Source organism: Streptomyces sp. NPDC127117 (genome assembly GCF_042677325.1).
Taxonomy (GTDB): Bacteria; Actinomycetota; Actinomycetes; order Streptomycetales; family Streptomycetaceae; genus Streptomyces.
Genome location: NZ_JBHXTM010000014.1, coordinates 159,265 through 175,241 on the forward strand (window position 1 = coordinate 159,265; position 15,977 = coordinate 175,241).

Below are 15,977 nucleotides of genomic sequence, written 5' to 3' on the forward strand. Positions count from 1 at the left end.
CCCTCACCGTCGAACTCAAGTTAGGTTACCCTTACCTAACTTTCCCGAACGGAGGTTGCTCATGCCTGAGCACATACCGGACAGAAACGGTGAGTTCGACGGCCGTACTGTCCTGGTGACCGGTGCCGCACAAGGCATCGGGGCGGCTGTCGCCGAACTGTTCGCCACCCTCGGCGCCCAGGTGGCCGCCACCGACCGCGCGCAGGACGGCATCGACGCACTGGCCGCGAAGTGGGGCCGGCGGCAGGCGGAGAAACCGGGGAGCGAGCGGCCGGCCGGCCGTCTGGAGCCGTACGTCATGGACGTCACCGACCGGCCGTCGGTGGAGCGCACCGTGGCCCGCGCCGAGAGCCGACTCGGCCCCATCGATGTGCTCGTGAACGTCGCGGGCGTCCTGCGCACCGGCCCCGCCGCCGAACTGTCCGCCGAGGACTGGTCGGACACCTTCGCGGTGAACACCAATGGCGTCCTCCACACCTCGCAGACCGTCGCACCGCTGATGGCCGGCCGGGGCAACGGCTGTGTCATCACCGTCGGTTCCAACGCCGCCGGAATCCCGCGCACGGGGATGGCCGCCTACGCCGCCTCGAAGGCCGCGGCGGTCATGTTCACCAAATGCCTGGGGCTCGAACTCGCCCGCAGCGGCGTACGGTGCAACGTCGTCGCACCGGGATCCACCGACACGGCGATGCAACGCGCCCTGTGGAACGGCCCCGGCGCCGAGCAACGGGTCATCGACGGAGACCCGGCGGCCTATCGCACCGGCATCCCGCTGGGCCGGATCGCCGCCCCCGAGGACATCGCCGACGCCGTCGCGTTCCTCGCCTCGGACCGCGCCCGCCACATCACCATGCAGGAGCTGTACGTCGACGGCGGCGCGACCCTGCGCTGACCCGACGTCAGTTCCCCCGCAGTCTCTCCCAACCTCCCACCGGCAGAACCTTCGAGAATGGAGTCACCGTGCCGACGGCTTCCCAGGTCGCCACGCACCTACCCCCGGCCGATCCGGCCCACCCCGCCGTAGGCGCCGCCACCTCGCTCCTGGACGCCTACACCCCGGGCGACCACTTCCTCGCCACCCCCGGCCGCACCCTGCTGGCCCACGGTGCGGCACGCCGAGTACCGCACGACGCACGGCCCTTGGGCGAGCGGGTGAACGACACCCTGGCCGAGGCCGGTGCGGCCGGGCAGGAATCGCCCGTGGTCATCGGCGCCATCCCGTTCGACCACGAGGCACCGGCCGCCCTGAGCGTGCCGGCGGCACTGCGCATCGCTCCCCCGCTCGCCTCCGATCCGCTGATCGCCCTGCCCGCCGACGTGACCGGCCCGGCGGACTGGCGGATACGCCCGGTACCCGAACCCGAGGTCTACGGAGCGGGTGTCGCCTCGGCCGTGGAACGCATGTGGCGCGGGGAGTTCAGCAAGGTGGTGCTCGCCCGCACCCTCGAACTCACCTCCGCCGCCCCTCTCGACCTGCCCGGGATGCTCCAGCGTCTGGCCCGCCGCGACCCCGCCGGCCACACCTTCGCCCTGCCCACCGGGCCCGGACGCACCCTCATCGGCGCCAGCCCGGAACTGCTGGTCTCCCGGCGGGGAAAGCAGGTGGTCGCCAATCCGCTCGCCGGGTCCACCCCGCGCAGCACCGACCTCGCCGAGGACGTCCGCCGCGCCGCCGCACTGCTGGAGTCCGCGAAGGACCTGCACGAGCACGCCGTCGTCGTGGACGCCGTCCACCAGGCCCTGGCCCCGCACTGCACGGAGCTGACCGTCCCCGCCCGGCCGACCCTGATCCGCACCGCCACCATGTGGCACCTGTCCACCACGGTCACCGGCACGCTCACCTCCCCCGGCATCTCGGCCCTGGCCCTCGCCTGCGCCCTGCACCCCACCCCCGCCGTGTGCGGTACCCCCACCACCACGGCCCGCCGGATCATCGCGGAGACCGAGCCGTTCGACCGCGGCTTCTTCACCGGGATGGTGGGCTGGGGCGACGCCCGGGGCGACGGCGAGTGGGTCGTCACGATCCGCTGCGCCGAGGCCGAGGAGCGCACACTGCGCCTCTACGCGGGCGCCGGCATCGTGGCGGCGTCCGTGCCCGAGGCGGAGACCGCCGAGACGGCCGCCAAGTTCCGTACCTTCCTCAGCGCCGTGGGGGCCGAGCTGTGAGCCCGCACGACGCACCCACCTGGCCGTCCGACTTCGCGGAGCGGTACCGGGCCGCGGGCTGGTGGCGCGGCGAGACGTTCGGCTCCATGCTCCGGGAACGCGCCGAGGCGCACCCGGACCGGATCGCCGTGGTCGACCCCGCCGCCAGAGCCCGGTGGAGCTACGCGGAACTGGACCGGCGCGCCGACCGGCTGGCGGCCGGCCTCCTCGCCCGGAACATCACCAAGGGCGACCGGGTGGTGGTCCAACTGCCCAATGTCGCCGAGTTCTTCGAGGTCGTCTTCGCACTGTTCCGGATCGGCGCGCTGCCCGTCTTCGCACTGCCGGCCCACCGCGAGACGGAGATCTCGTACTTCTGCGAGTTCACCGAGGCGGTCGCGTATGTCGTCGCGGCGGAACACGACGGCTACGACTACCGCGAACTGGCGGCGCGCACCCGGGCCGGTGCGCCCGCACTGCGCCACGTGTTCGTCGCCCGCGGAGAACCGGGCGAGTTCGAGGCGCTGTCCGACGTGTCGCAGGAGCCGGTCGGATACGGTGCTCCGCGCCCGGACGATCTGGCCTTCCTCCAGCTCTCCGGCGGCAGCACCGGCGTACCGAAACTCATTCCGCGCACCCACGACGACTACATCTACTCGCTCCGCGGCTCCAACGAGATCTGCGGCGTCGACGAGAACAGCGTCTACCTCTGCGCACTGCCGGCTGCCCACAACTTTCCGCTCTCCTCACCCGGTTCGCTGGGCACTCTCTACGCCGGAGGGCGCGTGGTGCTGTGCCCGCAGCCCTCTCCCGAGGTGGCCTTCCCGTTGATCGAGCAGGAGCGGGTCACTCTCACCGGACTGGTCCCGCCACTGGCCCTGCTCTGGACCCAGGCGGCCACCGCCACCCCGCACGACCTCAGCAGCCTGGACGTCCTGCTGGTGGGTGGCGCCAAGTTCAGCGAGGAGGCGGCGCGGCGGGTCCGGCCGGCGCTCGGCTGCACCCTGCAGCAGGTCTTCGGCATGGCCGAGGGCCTGGTCAACTACACCCGGCTGGACGACCCGGTCGAGGTGATCGTCACCACCCAGGGAAGGCCCATCTCCCCGGACGACGAGATCCTGGTCGTCGACGACGAGGACCAGGAGGTCGCACCGGGCGGAACGGGCCACCTGCTGACGCGCGGCCCGTACACGATCCGCGGCTACTGGCGGGCGCCGGAACACAACGCCCGCTCGTTCACCGAGGACGGTTTCTACCGCACGGGCGATGTCGTCCGGGTCACCCCGAGCGGCCACATCGTCGTCGAGGGCCGCGCCAAGGACCAGATCAACCGGGGCGGCGAGAAGATCGCCGCCGAGGAGGTGGAGAACCACATCCTCGCCCACCCCTTCGTCCACGACGCCAACGTGGTGGCCGAGCCCGACCCGTACCTGGGCGAACGCACCTGCGCGTACGTGATCCTGCGCCCGGGCGCGGGTCCGCTGAAGCCGGTGGACATCAAACGGTTCGTACGGGAGCGGGATCTGGCCGCGTACAAGGTGCCGGACCGCGTCGAGTTCGTGGACACGTTCCCGCAGACCGGCGTCGGGAAGATCTCCAAGAAGGCCCTACGGACCGCCGCGGCCCACGGCACTTCCGCATCCACACCGGCCTGACCCGCCGAACTCCCCTCCCCTGAACGGAATCCCCGCAACATGGCACTGCCCGCCATCGCCTCGTACCCCATGCCGACCGCCGACGAGCTGCCCGCCAACCGGGTCGAGTGGACCGTCGACCCGTCACGAGCGGTGCTCCTCGTCCACGATCTGCAGAACTACTTCCTTTCCGCCTACGACCGCTCGTCCTCTCCCATTCCCGAACTGCTCGCAAATGTGGCGGAGTTGAAGAGGACCGCCGCGCGACTCGGCATCCCGGTGCTCTACACCGCGCAGCCCGGCGGCCAGAGCCCGGACGAGCGCGGACTGCAACAGGACTTCTGGGGCCCGGGTCTGCCTGCCGATCCGCACGCCGCCGCCATCGCGGAGGCCGTCGCACCCGACGAGGGCGACGCGGTGCTCACCAAGTGGAAGTACAGCGGCTTCGTCCGCACCGACCTCCTGGAACGCCTCCGCGAACAGGGCCGCGACCAGATCGTCGTCACCGGCGTCTACGCCCACATCGGCGTTCTCATGACCGCGTGCGACGCGTGGATGCAGGACATCCAGGCCTTCGTGGTGGCCGATGCGGTGGCCGACTTCTCCGCCGGGGACCATGCGATGGCGCTGCGCTGGGCGGCGGGCAGATGCGCCGTCGTCACGAGCACCCGAGCCGTACTCGAAGGGAACTGATCGCCGTCCTCCCGATGTGACGCGGACACGCGGACCCCCCGGGCGTAAGCTGCGCTCAGCATGGACACGGCGGGGGGCGGAGCACATGACGGATGAGGCGGCACGGCGGTGGGGGTCGACTCTCGATTCGGTCGTGGTGTACGCGCAGGGCGCGGTCTGCCGGCGCCTGGCCCGGGGCAGTGTGCCGCCCGACGGCCGGGTGCGGGTGACGGGGCTGCCCCGTTCACTGGACCCGGGCTCGCTGCGGGCCCGGGTACTCGGCGCCTCGGGGGTTCGCGTCACCGAGGCCCGGGTGGAGGTCGAGGCCGAGCCGGCCGGGACGCGTGCGTCCGATGAGTTGCGACGCGAGGCGAAGCGGCTGAGCGACGAGCACGCGGCGGCGCAGGGGCGCCGGGACCGGCAGCTGAGCCTGATAGAGGAGGTCAGGGCCCTCCACCCCGTCCCGCCCGCCCGCAAACGCGAGGACCCGCACCGCCGCACCCCGGTAGACGCCTGGCTGGAACTCGCCGACTTCGTCGACGAGCGGCTGGCGGGACTGCACGAGCGCCTCGTCGAGTTGGAGGAGGCGCTGCGCAACGTCGAGCACGAGCTGAACATCGTCGACGACAAGCTCGCCCGCGCCTCCACCGACGCACCGTCGGCACATGTGGAGACCACGGTCTGCGCGGTACTGACCCTCGACGGCGCCGGCGAAGCGGAAGTGGAGCTGGAGTACGGGGTGCCGGGCGCCGTCTGGGCGCCGGCCTACCGCCTGACCTACCGTCAGGGGGACGGCAGCGGCCGTCTGGTACTGCGCGCCTCGGTCGCCCAGCGGACCGGCGAGGACTGGACCGGCGTACGCATCGCTCTGGCCACCGCCGATCTCCGGCGCCGTACCGACCTGCCGAGGCTCCGCTCGATCCGGATCGGTCGCGGTCAGCCCGCCCCCGCGCCCTCCGGCTGGCGCGAGCCCCCGGCCGGGCTCGTCGATCTGTTCACCGGGTTCGACTCGGCCGGCCCCGGCCCCGCCCCGACCGCCTCGCCCGCGGCTCCCGGAGCCGGCTACGCCCTCGCGGCTGCCGCGTCCGAGCCCGCTCTGCCACCGCCACCACCGCCACCGCCGCCTCCCCCGCCCGTACCACAGGGTTACGGTGCTCCGCCGGGTGCGTTCCCGGTGCCCGGCGGCGTCCCACCGGAGACCTTCGGCGGCGGGATGCCCGCGCCCGCTCAACCGGCCGGGCCGCACCACATGCGGCGTGCCGGTGGCTCCTTCGCGGGTGCGCCCGGCACCATGATGCCCGCGGCTCCCGCCGGGGCCGTGCCGCCGCCCCCTCCGGTACCGGCAGCCGGTCCGCCGCGGCCGAGCGGCGCCGAGCTCGACTATGCCGACCTCGTCCTGTGCGGCCCCGAGGAGACCGGCGGGCGCAGGGGCCGGCTGTTTCCCGGCTCGCCCTACGACCCGGTGGCGGCCGAGTACCGCCGCCGCGCCGAGGCGGTGGCCGCGCTGCCGTTGCCCGGACGGGCCGTGCGACCCCGGGAGTCGGCGGGCTCCTTCGATCACCGCTTCGATGCCGCCGCCCGCGCCGACATCCCGTCGGACGGCACCTGGCACACCGTCACCGTCGGCGAGATCCCGGTCGGTCTGCGTACCGAGTACCTCTGTGTGCCGTCCGTGGAGCAGACCGTGTACGCGACGTTGGTGCTCTCCAACTCCACCGGTCAGGCGCTGCTGGCCGGCCCGGTGGAGATCACCGTCGACGACGACTTCCTGCTGACCACCGCACTGCCCACGCTCGCCCCCGGCGGGGTCCGCCGGGTCGGGCTCGGGCCGGCCGAGGGCATCCGGGTCACCCACCGTACGAACGTGAACGAGTCGACCTCGGGCCTGCGCAACAACACCACCGTGCTCGACCACCGCGTCCGCGTGGAGCTGGCCAACCGGCTCGCGAGGCCCGTCATGGTGGAGGTCCGCGAGCGGGTGCCGGTCACCTCCGATCCGGACGTCCGGATCGAGGAACGGGCCGACTGGACGGCCCCCGACGAAGGCGCGGGCCCCGACCGGCACTCACCGGGCACCCGTCTCTGGCGGCTGGACCTGCCCGCAGGCGCCACCGCCGCCCTCGACGGCGGTTTCGAGATCCGCATCCCGACCGGCAAGGCCCTGGTCGGCGGCAACCGCAGGAGCTGACACACACCATGTCCACGGCCCAGCAGCCGATCGCTCTCCCCGTCACCGCCGTCACCTGCCTGGAGGACCGCGCCCACGTCGAACGCTCCGTCGTGCTCGACCTGGAGTCCGGCATCCAGCGGCTGCGTCTCGGTCCGGTCAGCGCGCTGGCCGTCGACCGGACCCTCCATGCCGAACTGACCGCCGAACACCCCGCGACGGTGCTCGACGTACGGATCGTCCGCAGCTGGACACCGCGCGCGCCGCTGCCGCCCACCGAGGACGACTCCGCCCTGCGCCACCGCGTACACGGCCTCGAAGAGGAGCAGCTGCTCCTGGGGCAGCGGCGCGACCGGCTGAAGGCCCGCCTCGACCTGCTCGGCCGCCTCGCCGCCGATGTACTGCGGGAGATCGGTGAGGGCGCCGGCTCCGGGGAGACCGAACAGCACCGCTGGGCCCGAGAGCTGGACCGGGTGGACCAGGAGCGCGACGCACACAGTGAGCAACTCCGCGCCGTGGAAGCACGGTTGTCCGACATCGCTGTCGAACTCGGGGAGGCCCGGCGGGCCATGCAGCTCGCCGAGGAGGAGCCCGCCGAGCTGGTCGGCCATGTCGAGCTGACCGTGGAGAGCGCGGCGGCGGGGCCGGTCGGGCTGCGTCTGAGCCACCTCACCCCGTGTGCGTTGTGGCGGCCGGCCTACCGGGCCGTGCTGGACGGGGACTCGCTGACGCTGGAGACCGACGCGATGGTCTGGCAGCGCACCGGGGAGGACTGGTCGGACGTACGGCTGACCCTGTCCACGGCCCGCTCGGCGCTGGCCACCGATCCGCCACGGCTGGGCGAGGACCGGCTTGCGCTCAAGGACCGCTCCGCGGCGGAGCGCCGTACGGTCGACGTCGAACTGCGCGAGGAGGAGATCGCGGACCTCGGCCCGGCCGCGGTGCTCGGTCTGCCCGGGGTGGACGACGGCGGCGAGGCACGCGTGCTGAGAACCCCCGCACCGGTCTCGGTGCCCGGTGACGGCCGCGCCCACCGGGTGCCGCTCTCCGCGTTCACCACGGCCGCGCGCAGTGAGTACGCCTGCTCACCGGAGTTGTCCCCGTTGGTCACCCAGGTGGTGCGGTTCGACAACGGCTCCGGACACGCACTGCTCGCCGGGCCCGTCGACCTGGTCCGCGGCAGCGGATTCAGCGGCCGCGGCACACTGGACTTCACCGCCCCCGGCGCCCCCGCCGAACTGGCCTTCGGCAGCTGCGACGACTACCGGGTGGTGCGGCGGTCCGAGGAGTCCCGCGACTCCACCGGGATCACCCAGCGGACCGTGGTCACCCGCACGGTCCGGCTGCACCTGTCCCGGTTCTCCGCGCCCGGCGAGCACGACGAGCGGGTGGTCGTCCTCCGGGAGCGGATCCCGGTCTCCGAGGTCTCGGCGGTGGAGGTCCGGCTGCACAAGAACTCCTGCTCCCCGGCCCCCGACACGGTCGACACCGAGGGCATCGCCCGCTGGGACATCCCCCTCCCGCCCGGCAGCCACCGCACCGTCACCCTGGCCTACGAACTGTCGGCGAGCGCCAAGGTCACCGGGTTGTGAGACCGGTGGCCCGGGCGACGGCCGCACGCCCGGGGTTGCGTCAGGAGGTGGCCGGCGCGGCGCATCCATGGGATTTCGCCGAGCGCTCGGCGAAGGCCCGGAGTGCGGCACGTTCGTAGGCGAGGTCCGCGTCGCTTCCGGGGTACTCGCGCCTCTCGCCCGCCTCGGACGTGGGCCGCAGGGTGAACAGGGCCACGCCGTCGGAACACTTGGCCGTCGTCCAGCTCATCCGGCCGTCACGGTCGCGGTCGTGCGCGGGTGTGTCGCCGTTCGGTATGTCCTCCATGGGCCCCTCCTCGTAGCGGAGCAGCCGCTCTCGCGCGTAAGGGCCGTAGTCCGCTTCGAGTACGTAGCGTTTCCTGCGGTCCGCGTCAGCGAGCCGGCACGTTTCGTGCGGGGCGCCCCCTCGGGCGGTTTCGGTGGCGATCGCCGTACCGCGGCCGGCGGGTATGCCGGAGCAGGTTCCGTCCGCCGTGCCGAGCGGCTCGTACTCGTCGTCGTTCACCGGCAGGCCGAGGCTCGTGACGGGTCTCCCGAGCCTGCCGCACTGCCGGGCCTCCGAGGCCCTGGCCGCGGTGGAGGTGGCGATCCTGGCGAACCCCGGCCTTTCGGCCGGGTTGTCCAGTGTCCTGCCGACGGATGCCTCGACACTGACGAACAGGCCCTTGGCACTGCTTTCCCCTGTGCACGGGAGAACCAGGGTCGTGGTCACCTTCTCGTAGTCGTCCTCGAAGGGGTCTCCCCATCCGAAGTGGCCCGGATCCGCCCCGAAGAGCCCCGTCCATCCGTGGCCGACCGGCACGGGGAGGGCACCGGGCGAGCCCGTGTAAAGGGAGTCCGGGCCCCGTCCGACCTGTGCCGTGTCGAGGATGCGGATCTCGACGGTGCCGCCGTCGTGGACATTCACCTCGCAGCCCACGACGCCCGCGCCGCTTGTTCCGTCCTCGACCTCGACGGCTCCCGGCCCGAGGACGCCGCGCACCGCGTTCCGGTCGAGCAATCCGTCGCAGGCCCCGTCGAGCGCCGAGTCGTCGCTCCAGCGCTGGAAGTCGCCGTGCACCAGGAGATATCCGGCGACAGCAGCAGCCGCTGCGACCAGGGCCACGACGGACCGCAGGACGATCCGCCTCACCGCCATCCCTCCACCTCTCCGAGGATCCTGCTGCCATGGCACCGCTGCTGCCCGGGCCAGCCGTCGGGGTCGGCGAGATAGCTGTCCATCAGCTCGCGGGCGTCCTTGGAGAACTTGGTCCGTTCCGCCTCACTGAGTGTGTACTCATCGACGCTGGAGGTCTCCGTGCGGACGGTGACACGGTGGTATGCGCTGCCCGCGGCGCACTCCGACCGTGCCCACAGGGCGAGTTCGTGCGGCTCCGACTCCGGGATGGCTCTGGTCCGTACCCCTGCGCGGAATGCGACGTTGTCACCGGAGCGGTAATACTGGGCGTCGGCCGACTCGCTGAGCGGCCCGGCCCAACTCGCCGCGGTGACCTCGACGACCGCGCCGTCGGGTGGTGCCGGATCGGTGTCCATCGGGTCCTCGCGGTCCAGGACGGTGGCACTGCAGACGCTCAGCAGCCGTGAGTCCTGCAGATCACCGGCGGCGGTCCACTTGCCGGGGAAGCCCGCACGCCTGCCGAGCCCACGGCACTTCTTCACGCCCCGGCCCGGCTCGTCGATCCCCACGACCTTCATGTTGCCCCCGTCCGCGTCCTTGCTGACATGGGCCTCGTACGTGTCGAGGACCCGCGTGGGCAACTCCAGCGGGGTGCCGCCGCATTTCTGGGCGGCGGTGATCCCGTTGGCGACCTGCACGGCGGTGCGGAAGTCCGGCAGATACGCGGCCGGCTTCCCCTTGCCGGGAACGGGCAGATCGACCGCCGCCGTGACGTACATCCCGGACACCTCGCGGACCCGCCCCTCCAGCCCATCGGGGCACTCGGCGACGACCCACATCCGCCCGCCCTTGTCCACCCTGCCGGTGATGCCGGGCGCCTCGTACCCCAACTCGTCGGCGCCGGGCAGGATGTCCTCGGCCCGCACCGTCATCGGCAGCCGCGAGATGAGCGCGACGGCCCGCACCCGCACCGATCCGTGCCCGGGCCAGGTGATGGAGCAGTTCACCAGTGAGTGGCTGTCCTCATCGGGGTCGAGCATGGTGCCGTACTGACTCACCGTGCCGGCGACATCGTCGGGCACGAGTCCCCGCAGCTCCTCGTACGGCAGCAATCCCGCGCAGGCGCGCTTCAGCTGCGCCCGGTTCGCCGCCGAATGACCGCTGCCGTCCGAACGGTCGGTGCCCAGGAAGAACACCGCCCCGGTGACCAGCAACACGAACGGCAGCCCGATGAACAGCGGCTTGCGCCACCTCGACGGCACCCGGCCCACGGAGTCCCCTCCCCCAGTACCACCGGTGGATTCAGGCCATCACCGGCGGATCAAGGAATGGAACCTATCAGAGCCGTTGGACAAGCGGTCGTCCTCGGAAGGTTGCGTGCAGACCCGTTCACCGTGGTGCGGCCGAACACGCCGCGGCGACTGTCACGTGCGCCGCATGGCGATGCCACGCATCGTCACTTATTGTCCAGCCATGCCCCATATTTCTTTAGACGAGATTCGCTGAGCCGCCGTGGGAGTACTCAAGGACCACCCCGAGCTCGTCCTGTTCGTGAGCCTCGCGCTCGGCTACCTCCTCGGGAAGCTGCGTGTCGGGCCGCTGACACTGGGCGGCATCTGCGGAACGCTCATCGTGTCCCTGCTCCTCGGCGCCTGGACCAAGGCCCACGTCTCCGACGACGTGAAGACCGTGTTCTTCGCGCTGTTCATCTTCGCCCTCGGCTACATGGCCGGGCCTCAGTTCTTCCGCAACCTCAACAGGAAGAGCCTGCGCTTCTTCGTACTGTGCGGGATCGAACTGGTCTGTGCCCTCGGCATCGCCTTCGGCCTCGCCAAGTGGTTCGACCTCGATGTCGGCACCGCCTCCGGCATCCTGGCCGGTGCCGCCACCGAGTCCGCCGTGGTCGGTACGGCCACCGAGTCCATCGGCAAACTGAGTGGCCTGACCGCCCAGCAGGTCTCCGAGTACCAGGGCAACGTCGCCACCGCGTACACGGTCTGCTACCTCTTCGGCCTGATCACGATCGTCCTCTACACGAGCCAGATCATGCCGATGATGCTGCGCATCAACCTGCGCGACGCCGCCCGGGAACTGTGGGAGCGCACCCGCAGCAGCGGCACCCTGGCGTCGGACGAGCGCCCTGCCCTGCCGACCATGGTGGGCCGTACGTATCTGGTGACCACCGCCGACGGCCGTACCGTGGGAGACCTTGAGTCCGCCCTCGACGAGCGGATCACCATCGAGTCCGTCAAGCGCGGCAGCAAGGTCCTCACACCCTCACCCGACCTCCGGCTCACCCTCTCCGACCTGGTCCTCGTGGTCGGCCGACGCGCACAGACCATCGAGGCGGGGCGGCTCATCGGCCCGGAGACACCGGGCGTCCCCGGCCTCGATTCCCCTCTCGCGACCGAGCAGGTGTCGATCACCCGCAAGTCCAACGACGGCAAGACGATCGACCAGATCCAGCGCGAGAATCCCGAGTTCCTCTCGGCAGGCGTGTACGTCACCGACGTCACGCGCACCGGCCAGGAACTGCCCGCGAACGGCGACACGGTCGTGCACCGCGGTGACGTGCTGACCCTGGTGGGTGCCCGCTCGGGCCTCAGCAGACTGGTCGCGAAGCTCGGCTCCGTGGTCAAGAACGACGCCACCGACTTCATCTACCTCGGGCTCGGCATCGCGGCCGGTTCGCTGCTCGGACAGGTCGTGGTGAAGTTCGGCGACGTACCGCTGTCCCTCGGCACCGGTGGCGGGTGTCTCGTCTCGGGTCTGCTCTTCGGCTGGTTCCGCTCGCGCAGCCAGACCTTCGGGGCGTTCCCGCCGCAGGCCGCCGCCACCATCAAGGACATGGGGCTCGCGGTCTTCATCGCCTGCACCGGTCTGGTGTCGGGACCGCAGGCATGGCCACTGCTCAAGCAGTACGGGGCGCTGCTGCCGTTCGCCGGGATCGCCATGGTGCTGATCCCCGCGACGATCTCGCTCGTCGTCGGTCTCAAGCTCCTCCGCATCGAGAAGCCGCTCCTCATCGGTGCCATCGCGGGCCAGCAGTGCTCCACGCCCGCGATCACCGCCGTCACCCAGGTGGCGCAGTCATCGGTGCCGATGCTCGGCTACACCATCACCTACGCCCTCTCGAACTTCCTGCTGCCTCTGACCGGCCCGGTGCTCGTCGGCATCCTCGGTTCCTGAGAGATCGGAGAGCCCAGGGAAATGATCGATTTCCTCAATCGCAACATCTTCCAGCCCCACCCCGAGCTGCTGGTCTTCCTCACAGTGGCGATCGGCTTCCTCTTCGGGAAGCTGCGTTACCGGGCCATCGCGCTGGGCGCCGTCACCGGCTGTCTGGTGGCGGGGCTGCTGCTCGGTGCCCAGTTCAAGGTCACCATCGACGGAACGGTGAAGAATCTGTTCTTCACGATGTTCCTGTTCGCGCTCGGCTACAAGGTGGGCCCGCAGTTTTTCCGCGGCCTGAAGAAGGACGGCCTGCCGCAGGTCGTCAATGCCGTCGTCGTCTGCGTCACCGGCCTGCTGGTCTGCTGGGGCTTCGCGGCCGTGCTCGGTTACGGACCCGGCCTCAGCGCCGGCCTGCTCGGCGGCGCTCTCACCCAGTCCGCGGTGATCGGTGTCGCACAGGACGCCATCGGCAATCTGCCGGGGCTCTCCTCCGGACAGGCCAAGACCGAGGAGAACCTCGTCGCGATCGGCTACGCGGTGACGTATCCGCTCGGCACGATCCTGTGCGCGATGCTCCTGGCGAACGTACTGCCGAAGCTCTACCGCAAGGACCTCGCCGCCGAATCGGCCGCGCTCGCGAAGGAGTTGGACGCCCCGGAGGACGACCCCGACCTCCACGAGGGCTACTACGAGGTGGTGCTGCGGGCGTACACGATCCAGCGCCCCGACATCGTCGGCCGGACCATCGACGACTTCGAGCAGCAACAGCAGGAACTCGGCCACCGCATCTACATCACGCGGGTGCGCCGTGACGGCGTGGTCCTCGACCACACCCAGCAGACGGTGCTGCGCGAGAGCGACGTGGTGGCGCTCAGCGCGCTGCGCGGCTCGCTCGTCGACTTCGACGCCCGTACCCACCTCGGTGCGGAGACCGACGACGTCGAACTGCTCGGCTACCAGACCGAGACGCTGCACGTGGTCGCTTCCGAGAGGGCGCAACTCGGCAAGTCGGTGGCCGAGTTGCGCAAGGAACCCTTCATGGTGGGCGTCTACATCGACAAGATCTACCGGTCGGGGGCGGACTTCCCGTACCGCCTGTCCACGAAGATCGAGCGCGGCGACACACTGATCCTCACCGGCCCGAAGCGGCTCGTGGACCCGGCGGGCCGGGCGATCGGCAAGCCGGTCCCGACGTCCTTCGCCACCGACATGATCTGGGTCGGCCTGGGCATCTTCCTCGGCGGCTGCATCGGCATCCCCGCGCTGACCGCGGGCGGCGTCCCGATCTCGCTGTCCACCTCCGGTGGCGCGCTCATCATGGGCCTGGTCTTCGGCTGGATCCGCGGCAAGTACCCCACGTACGGCAATGTGCCGCCCGGTGCCCAGTGGTTCATGGACACCCTCGGCCTGTGCCTGTTCGTCGCGGTCGTCGGCATCAATGCCGGGCCGAGCTTCACCTCCGGTCTCTCCACGGCGGGTTGGGGCCTGTTGATCTTCGGTGCGGTGGCCACGGTGGTACCCCTGATCGTGGGGTTCCTCGTCGGTCACCACATCCAGAAGATCCGCTTCCCGATCCTGATGGGCGTCCTCGCGGGCGGCCAGACCACCACAGCCGCGATCGGCGCGATCAATGAGGCGTCCAGATCCCAGGTTCCCACGCTCGGCTACACGATCCCGTACGCCGTCGGAAACGTACTGCTGACCATCTGGGGCGCCGTGATCGTCCTCCTCCACCACTGAGCGCCACTCACGGACACAAGGACGTAAGGAAAACACCATGCACAGGACGAACCTGACCCGCGAGCAGATCCGGCACTACTCCCGGCTCTCCCCCTTCGAGCTGAAGAACGTCTTCATCGAACTCGCCGAGGAAGCGCAGGCCGACAAGCCCGGCCAGAAGGAAAAGTCGAGCGTCCAGATGCTCAACGCGGGCCGCGGCAACCCGAACTGGGTCGCCACCGGGCCCCGCGAGGCGTTCTGCGCACTCGGCTATTTCGCGATCACCGAGTCCCGCCGGGTGTGGACGGCCGACAACCTCGGCGGCATGCCGGAGCCGGTGGGTTCCGGCGACCGCTTCGACGCATTCGTACGGCAGCACCCCGATCTGCCCGGAATCGAACTCCTGCAGAAGTGCGTGGAGTTGGCTGTTTCGCGCTTCGGCTTCGACCGGGACGCCTTCGTCCACGAACTGACCGACAGCTCGGTCGGCGACAACTATCCGGTGCCGGACCGCATCCTGCACCACACCCAGGAGATCGTCCGCGGCTACATCGCGGACGAGCTGTTCGCCAAGGAGCCGCCGGCCGGGGACTTCTCGTACTTCGCGACCGAGGGCGGCACCGCCGCCATGTGCTACATCTTCGACTCGCTCATGAAGAACGGGATCCTGCACAAGGGCGACAGGATCGCGTTGATGGTTCCCGTGTTCACCCCGTACATCGAGATTCCCGAGCTGGACACGTACGAGTTCGACGTGACGTACGTGGAGGCCAACATGTTCGCCGAGGCGGGCGTACGCGAGTGGCGCTACCCGACCGAGGAGATCGACAAGCTCGCGGACCCGGACATCAAGCTGGTCTGCCTGGTCAACCCCTCCAACCCGCCCTCCCTGGCGCTCAGCCAGCGGGTCGCGGACCAGATCAAGGACATCGTCGCGACGAAGAACCCGAACCTGCTCATCGTCACGGACGACGTGTACGGAACGTTCGTGGACGGCTTCCGGTCCCTGGCCGCCGACCTGCCCCGCAACACCCTCCTCGTCTACTCGTACTCGAAGCACTACGGCTGCACGGGCTGGCGACTCGGCGTCATCGGACTGCACGACGACAATGTCATCGACGAGCAGATCGCCGCCCTGCCGCAGGCGGAGAAGGACGGCCTGAGCAGGCGGTACGAAACACTGAGCCTGGAGCCGGAGAAGATCAGGTTCATCGACCGGCTGGTCGCCGACTCCCGCCAGGTCGCGCTCAACCACACTGCGGGCCTCTCGCTCCCCCAGCAGGTCATGCTCGGCCTGTTCTCCCTCTTCGACATGCTCGACGAGGGCCAGGCATACAAGGAACGGATCCGTGCCATCGTCCAGCAGCGCCTCCAGCTCCTCCTGGAGGGCGCCCGGATGAAGATCGCCAACGACCCGCACCGCGCCGGCTACTACATCGAGCTGGACCTGATGGCACAGGCCCAGCTCGAACACGGCGAGTCGTTCGCGGCCTTCCTCGACAAGAACTACGAGCCCATCGACCCGCTGTTCCGCCTCGCCCAGCAGACAGGTGTGGTACTGCTCAACGGAGGCGGCTTCGAGGGCCCGGAGTGGTCGGTCCGCGTCTCTCTCGCCAACCTCGACGACCTGGACTACCTGAAGATCGGGCATCACCTGCGGGAGATCTTCAACAACTACGCGGAGGAATGGCGGGCGTCGGAGTCCTGACCCACGTCGGTGCCCTGGGAAGGCGCGTTCGGGGGGCGCGGCCGGGCCG

General features: G+C 70.5%; 11 protein-coding genes. 9 read left to right on the forward strand and 2 right to left on the reverse strand.

Annotation, left to right across the window (positions count from 1 at the left end; genetic code table 11):
- Window positions 1-61 precede the first annotated feature (61 nt).
- The 6 genes from ACFVH0_RS15365 to ACFVH0_RS15390 all read left to right on the forward strand — a co-directional run bounded on the left by ACFVH0_RS15365 (window position 62) and on the right by ACFVH0_RS15390 (window position 8,210).
- On the forward strand, window positions 62-892 hold the full coding sequence (locus ACFVH0_RS15365) for a 2,3-dihydro-2,3-dihydroxybenzoate dehydrogenase (protein ID WP_385820272.1): 831 nt from the start codon (window positions 62-64) through the stop codon (window positions 890-892).
- Window positions 893-960: 68 nt separating this feature from the next.
- Window positions 961-2,166, forward strand: a complete 1,206-nt coding sequence (gene dhbC, locus ACFVH0_RS15370; protein ID WP_385820274.1) for an isochorismate synthase DhbC — start codon at window positions 961-963, stop codon at window positions 2,164-2,166.
- The gene (locus ACFVH0_RS15375) at window positions 2,163-3,800 is read left to right on the forward strand and encodes a (2,3-dihydroxybenzoyl)adenylate synthase (protein WP_385820276.1); all 1,638 of its coding nucleotides are present in this window, start codon (window positions 2,163-2,165) and stop codon (window positions 3,798-3,800) included. Before dhbC ends, ACFVH0_RS15375 begins: the two co-directional genes overlap by 4 nt.
- A gap of 39 nt (window positions 3,801-3,839) precedes the next feature.
- Window positions 3,840-4,472, forward strand: a complete 633-nt coding sequence (locus ACFVH0_RS15380; RefSeq protein WP_385820278.1) for an isochorismatase family protein — start codon at window positions 3,840-3,842, stop codon at window positions 4,470-4,472.
- An 85-nt stretch (window positions 4,473-4,557) separates the two neighbouring features.
- Complete coding sequence (locus ACFVH0_RS15385) at window positions 4,558-6,639, forward strand: DUF4139 domain-containing protein (RefSeq protein ID WP_385820280.1); 2,082 nt, start codon at window positions 4,558-4,560, stop codon at window positions 6,637-6,639.
- 8 nt (window positions 6,640-6,647) lie between these two features.
- Complete coding sequence (locus ACFVH0_RS15390; protein ID WP_385820282.1) at window positions 6,648-8,210, forward strand: mucoidy inhibitor MuiA family protein; 1,563 nt, start codon at window positions 6,648-6,650, stop codon at window positions 8,208-8,210.
- 40 nt (window positions 8,211-8,250) lie between these two features.
- Here the strand turns inward: ACFVH0_RS15390 and ACFVH0_RS15395 are convergent, their stop codons facing one another.
- Together ACFVH0_RS15395 and ACFVH0_RS15400 are read right to left on the reverse strand one after the other, a co-directional pair.
- Window positions 8,251-9,348 (reverse strand): hypothetical protein, encoded by a 1,098-nt coding sequence (locus ACFVH0_RS15395; RefSeq protein WP_385820284.1) that lies wholly within the window; start codon window positions 9,346-9,348, stop codon window positions 8,251-8,253.
- Window positions 9,339-10,598, reverse strand: coding sequence for a hypothetical protein (locus ACFVH0_RS15400; RefSeq protein WP_385820286.1), 1,260 nt, complete (start codon window positions 10,596-10,598; stop codon window positions 9,339-9,341). Before ACFVH0_RS15400 ends, ACFVH0_RS15395 begins: the two co-directional genes overlap by 10 nt.
- Window positions 10,599-10,839: 241 nt before the next feature.
- On the opposite strand from ACFVH0_RS15400, the gene aspT (ACFVH0_RS15405) reads away from it, so the two are divergent.
- From aspT (ACFVH0_RS15405) to ACFVH0_RS15415, 3 genes are read left to right on the forward strand one after another with little or no spacing between them, the layout of a single operon-like run.
- Window positions 10,840-12,516, forward strand: a complete 1,677-nt coding sequence (aspT, locus tag ACFVH0_RS15405) for an aspartate-alanine antiporter (protein ID WP_385820288.1) — start codon at window positions 10,840-10,842, stop codon at window positions 12,514-12,516.
- A 21-nt stretch (window positions 12,517-12,537) separates the two neighbouring features.
- Entirely contained in the window at window positions 12,538-14,241 is a 1,704-nt protein-coding gene (gene aspT / locus ACFVH0_RS15410; RefSeq protein WP_385820290.1) for an aspartate-alanine antiporter, read from the forward strand.
- 37 nt (window positions 14,242-14,278) lie between these two features.
- Window positions 14,279-15,928, forward strand: coding sequence for a bifunctional aspartate transaminase/aspartate 4-decarboxylase (locus tag ACFVH0_RS15415; protein WP_385820292.1), 1,650 nt, complete (start codon window positions 14,279-14,281; stop codon window positions 15,926-15,928).
- Window positions 15,929-15,977 lie beyond the last annotated feature (49 nt).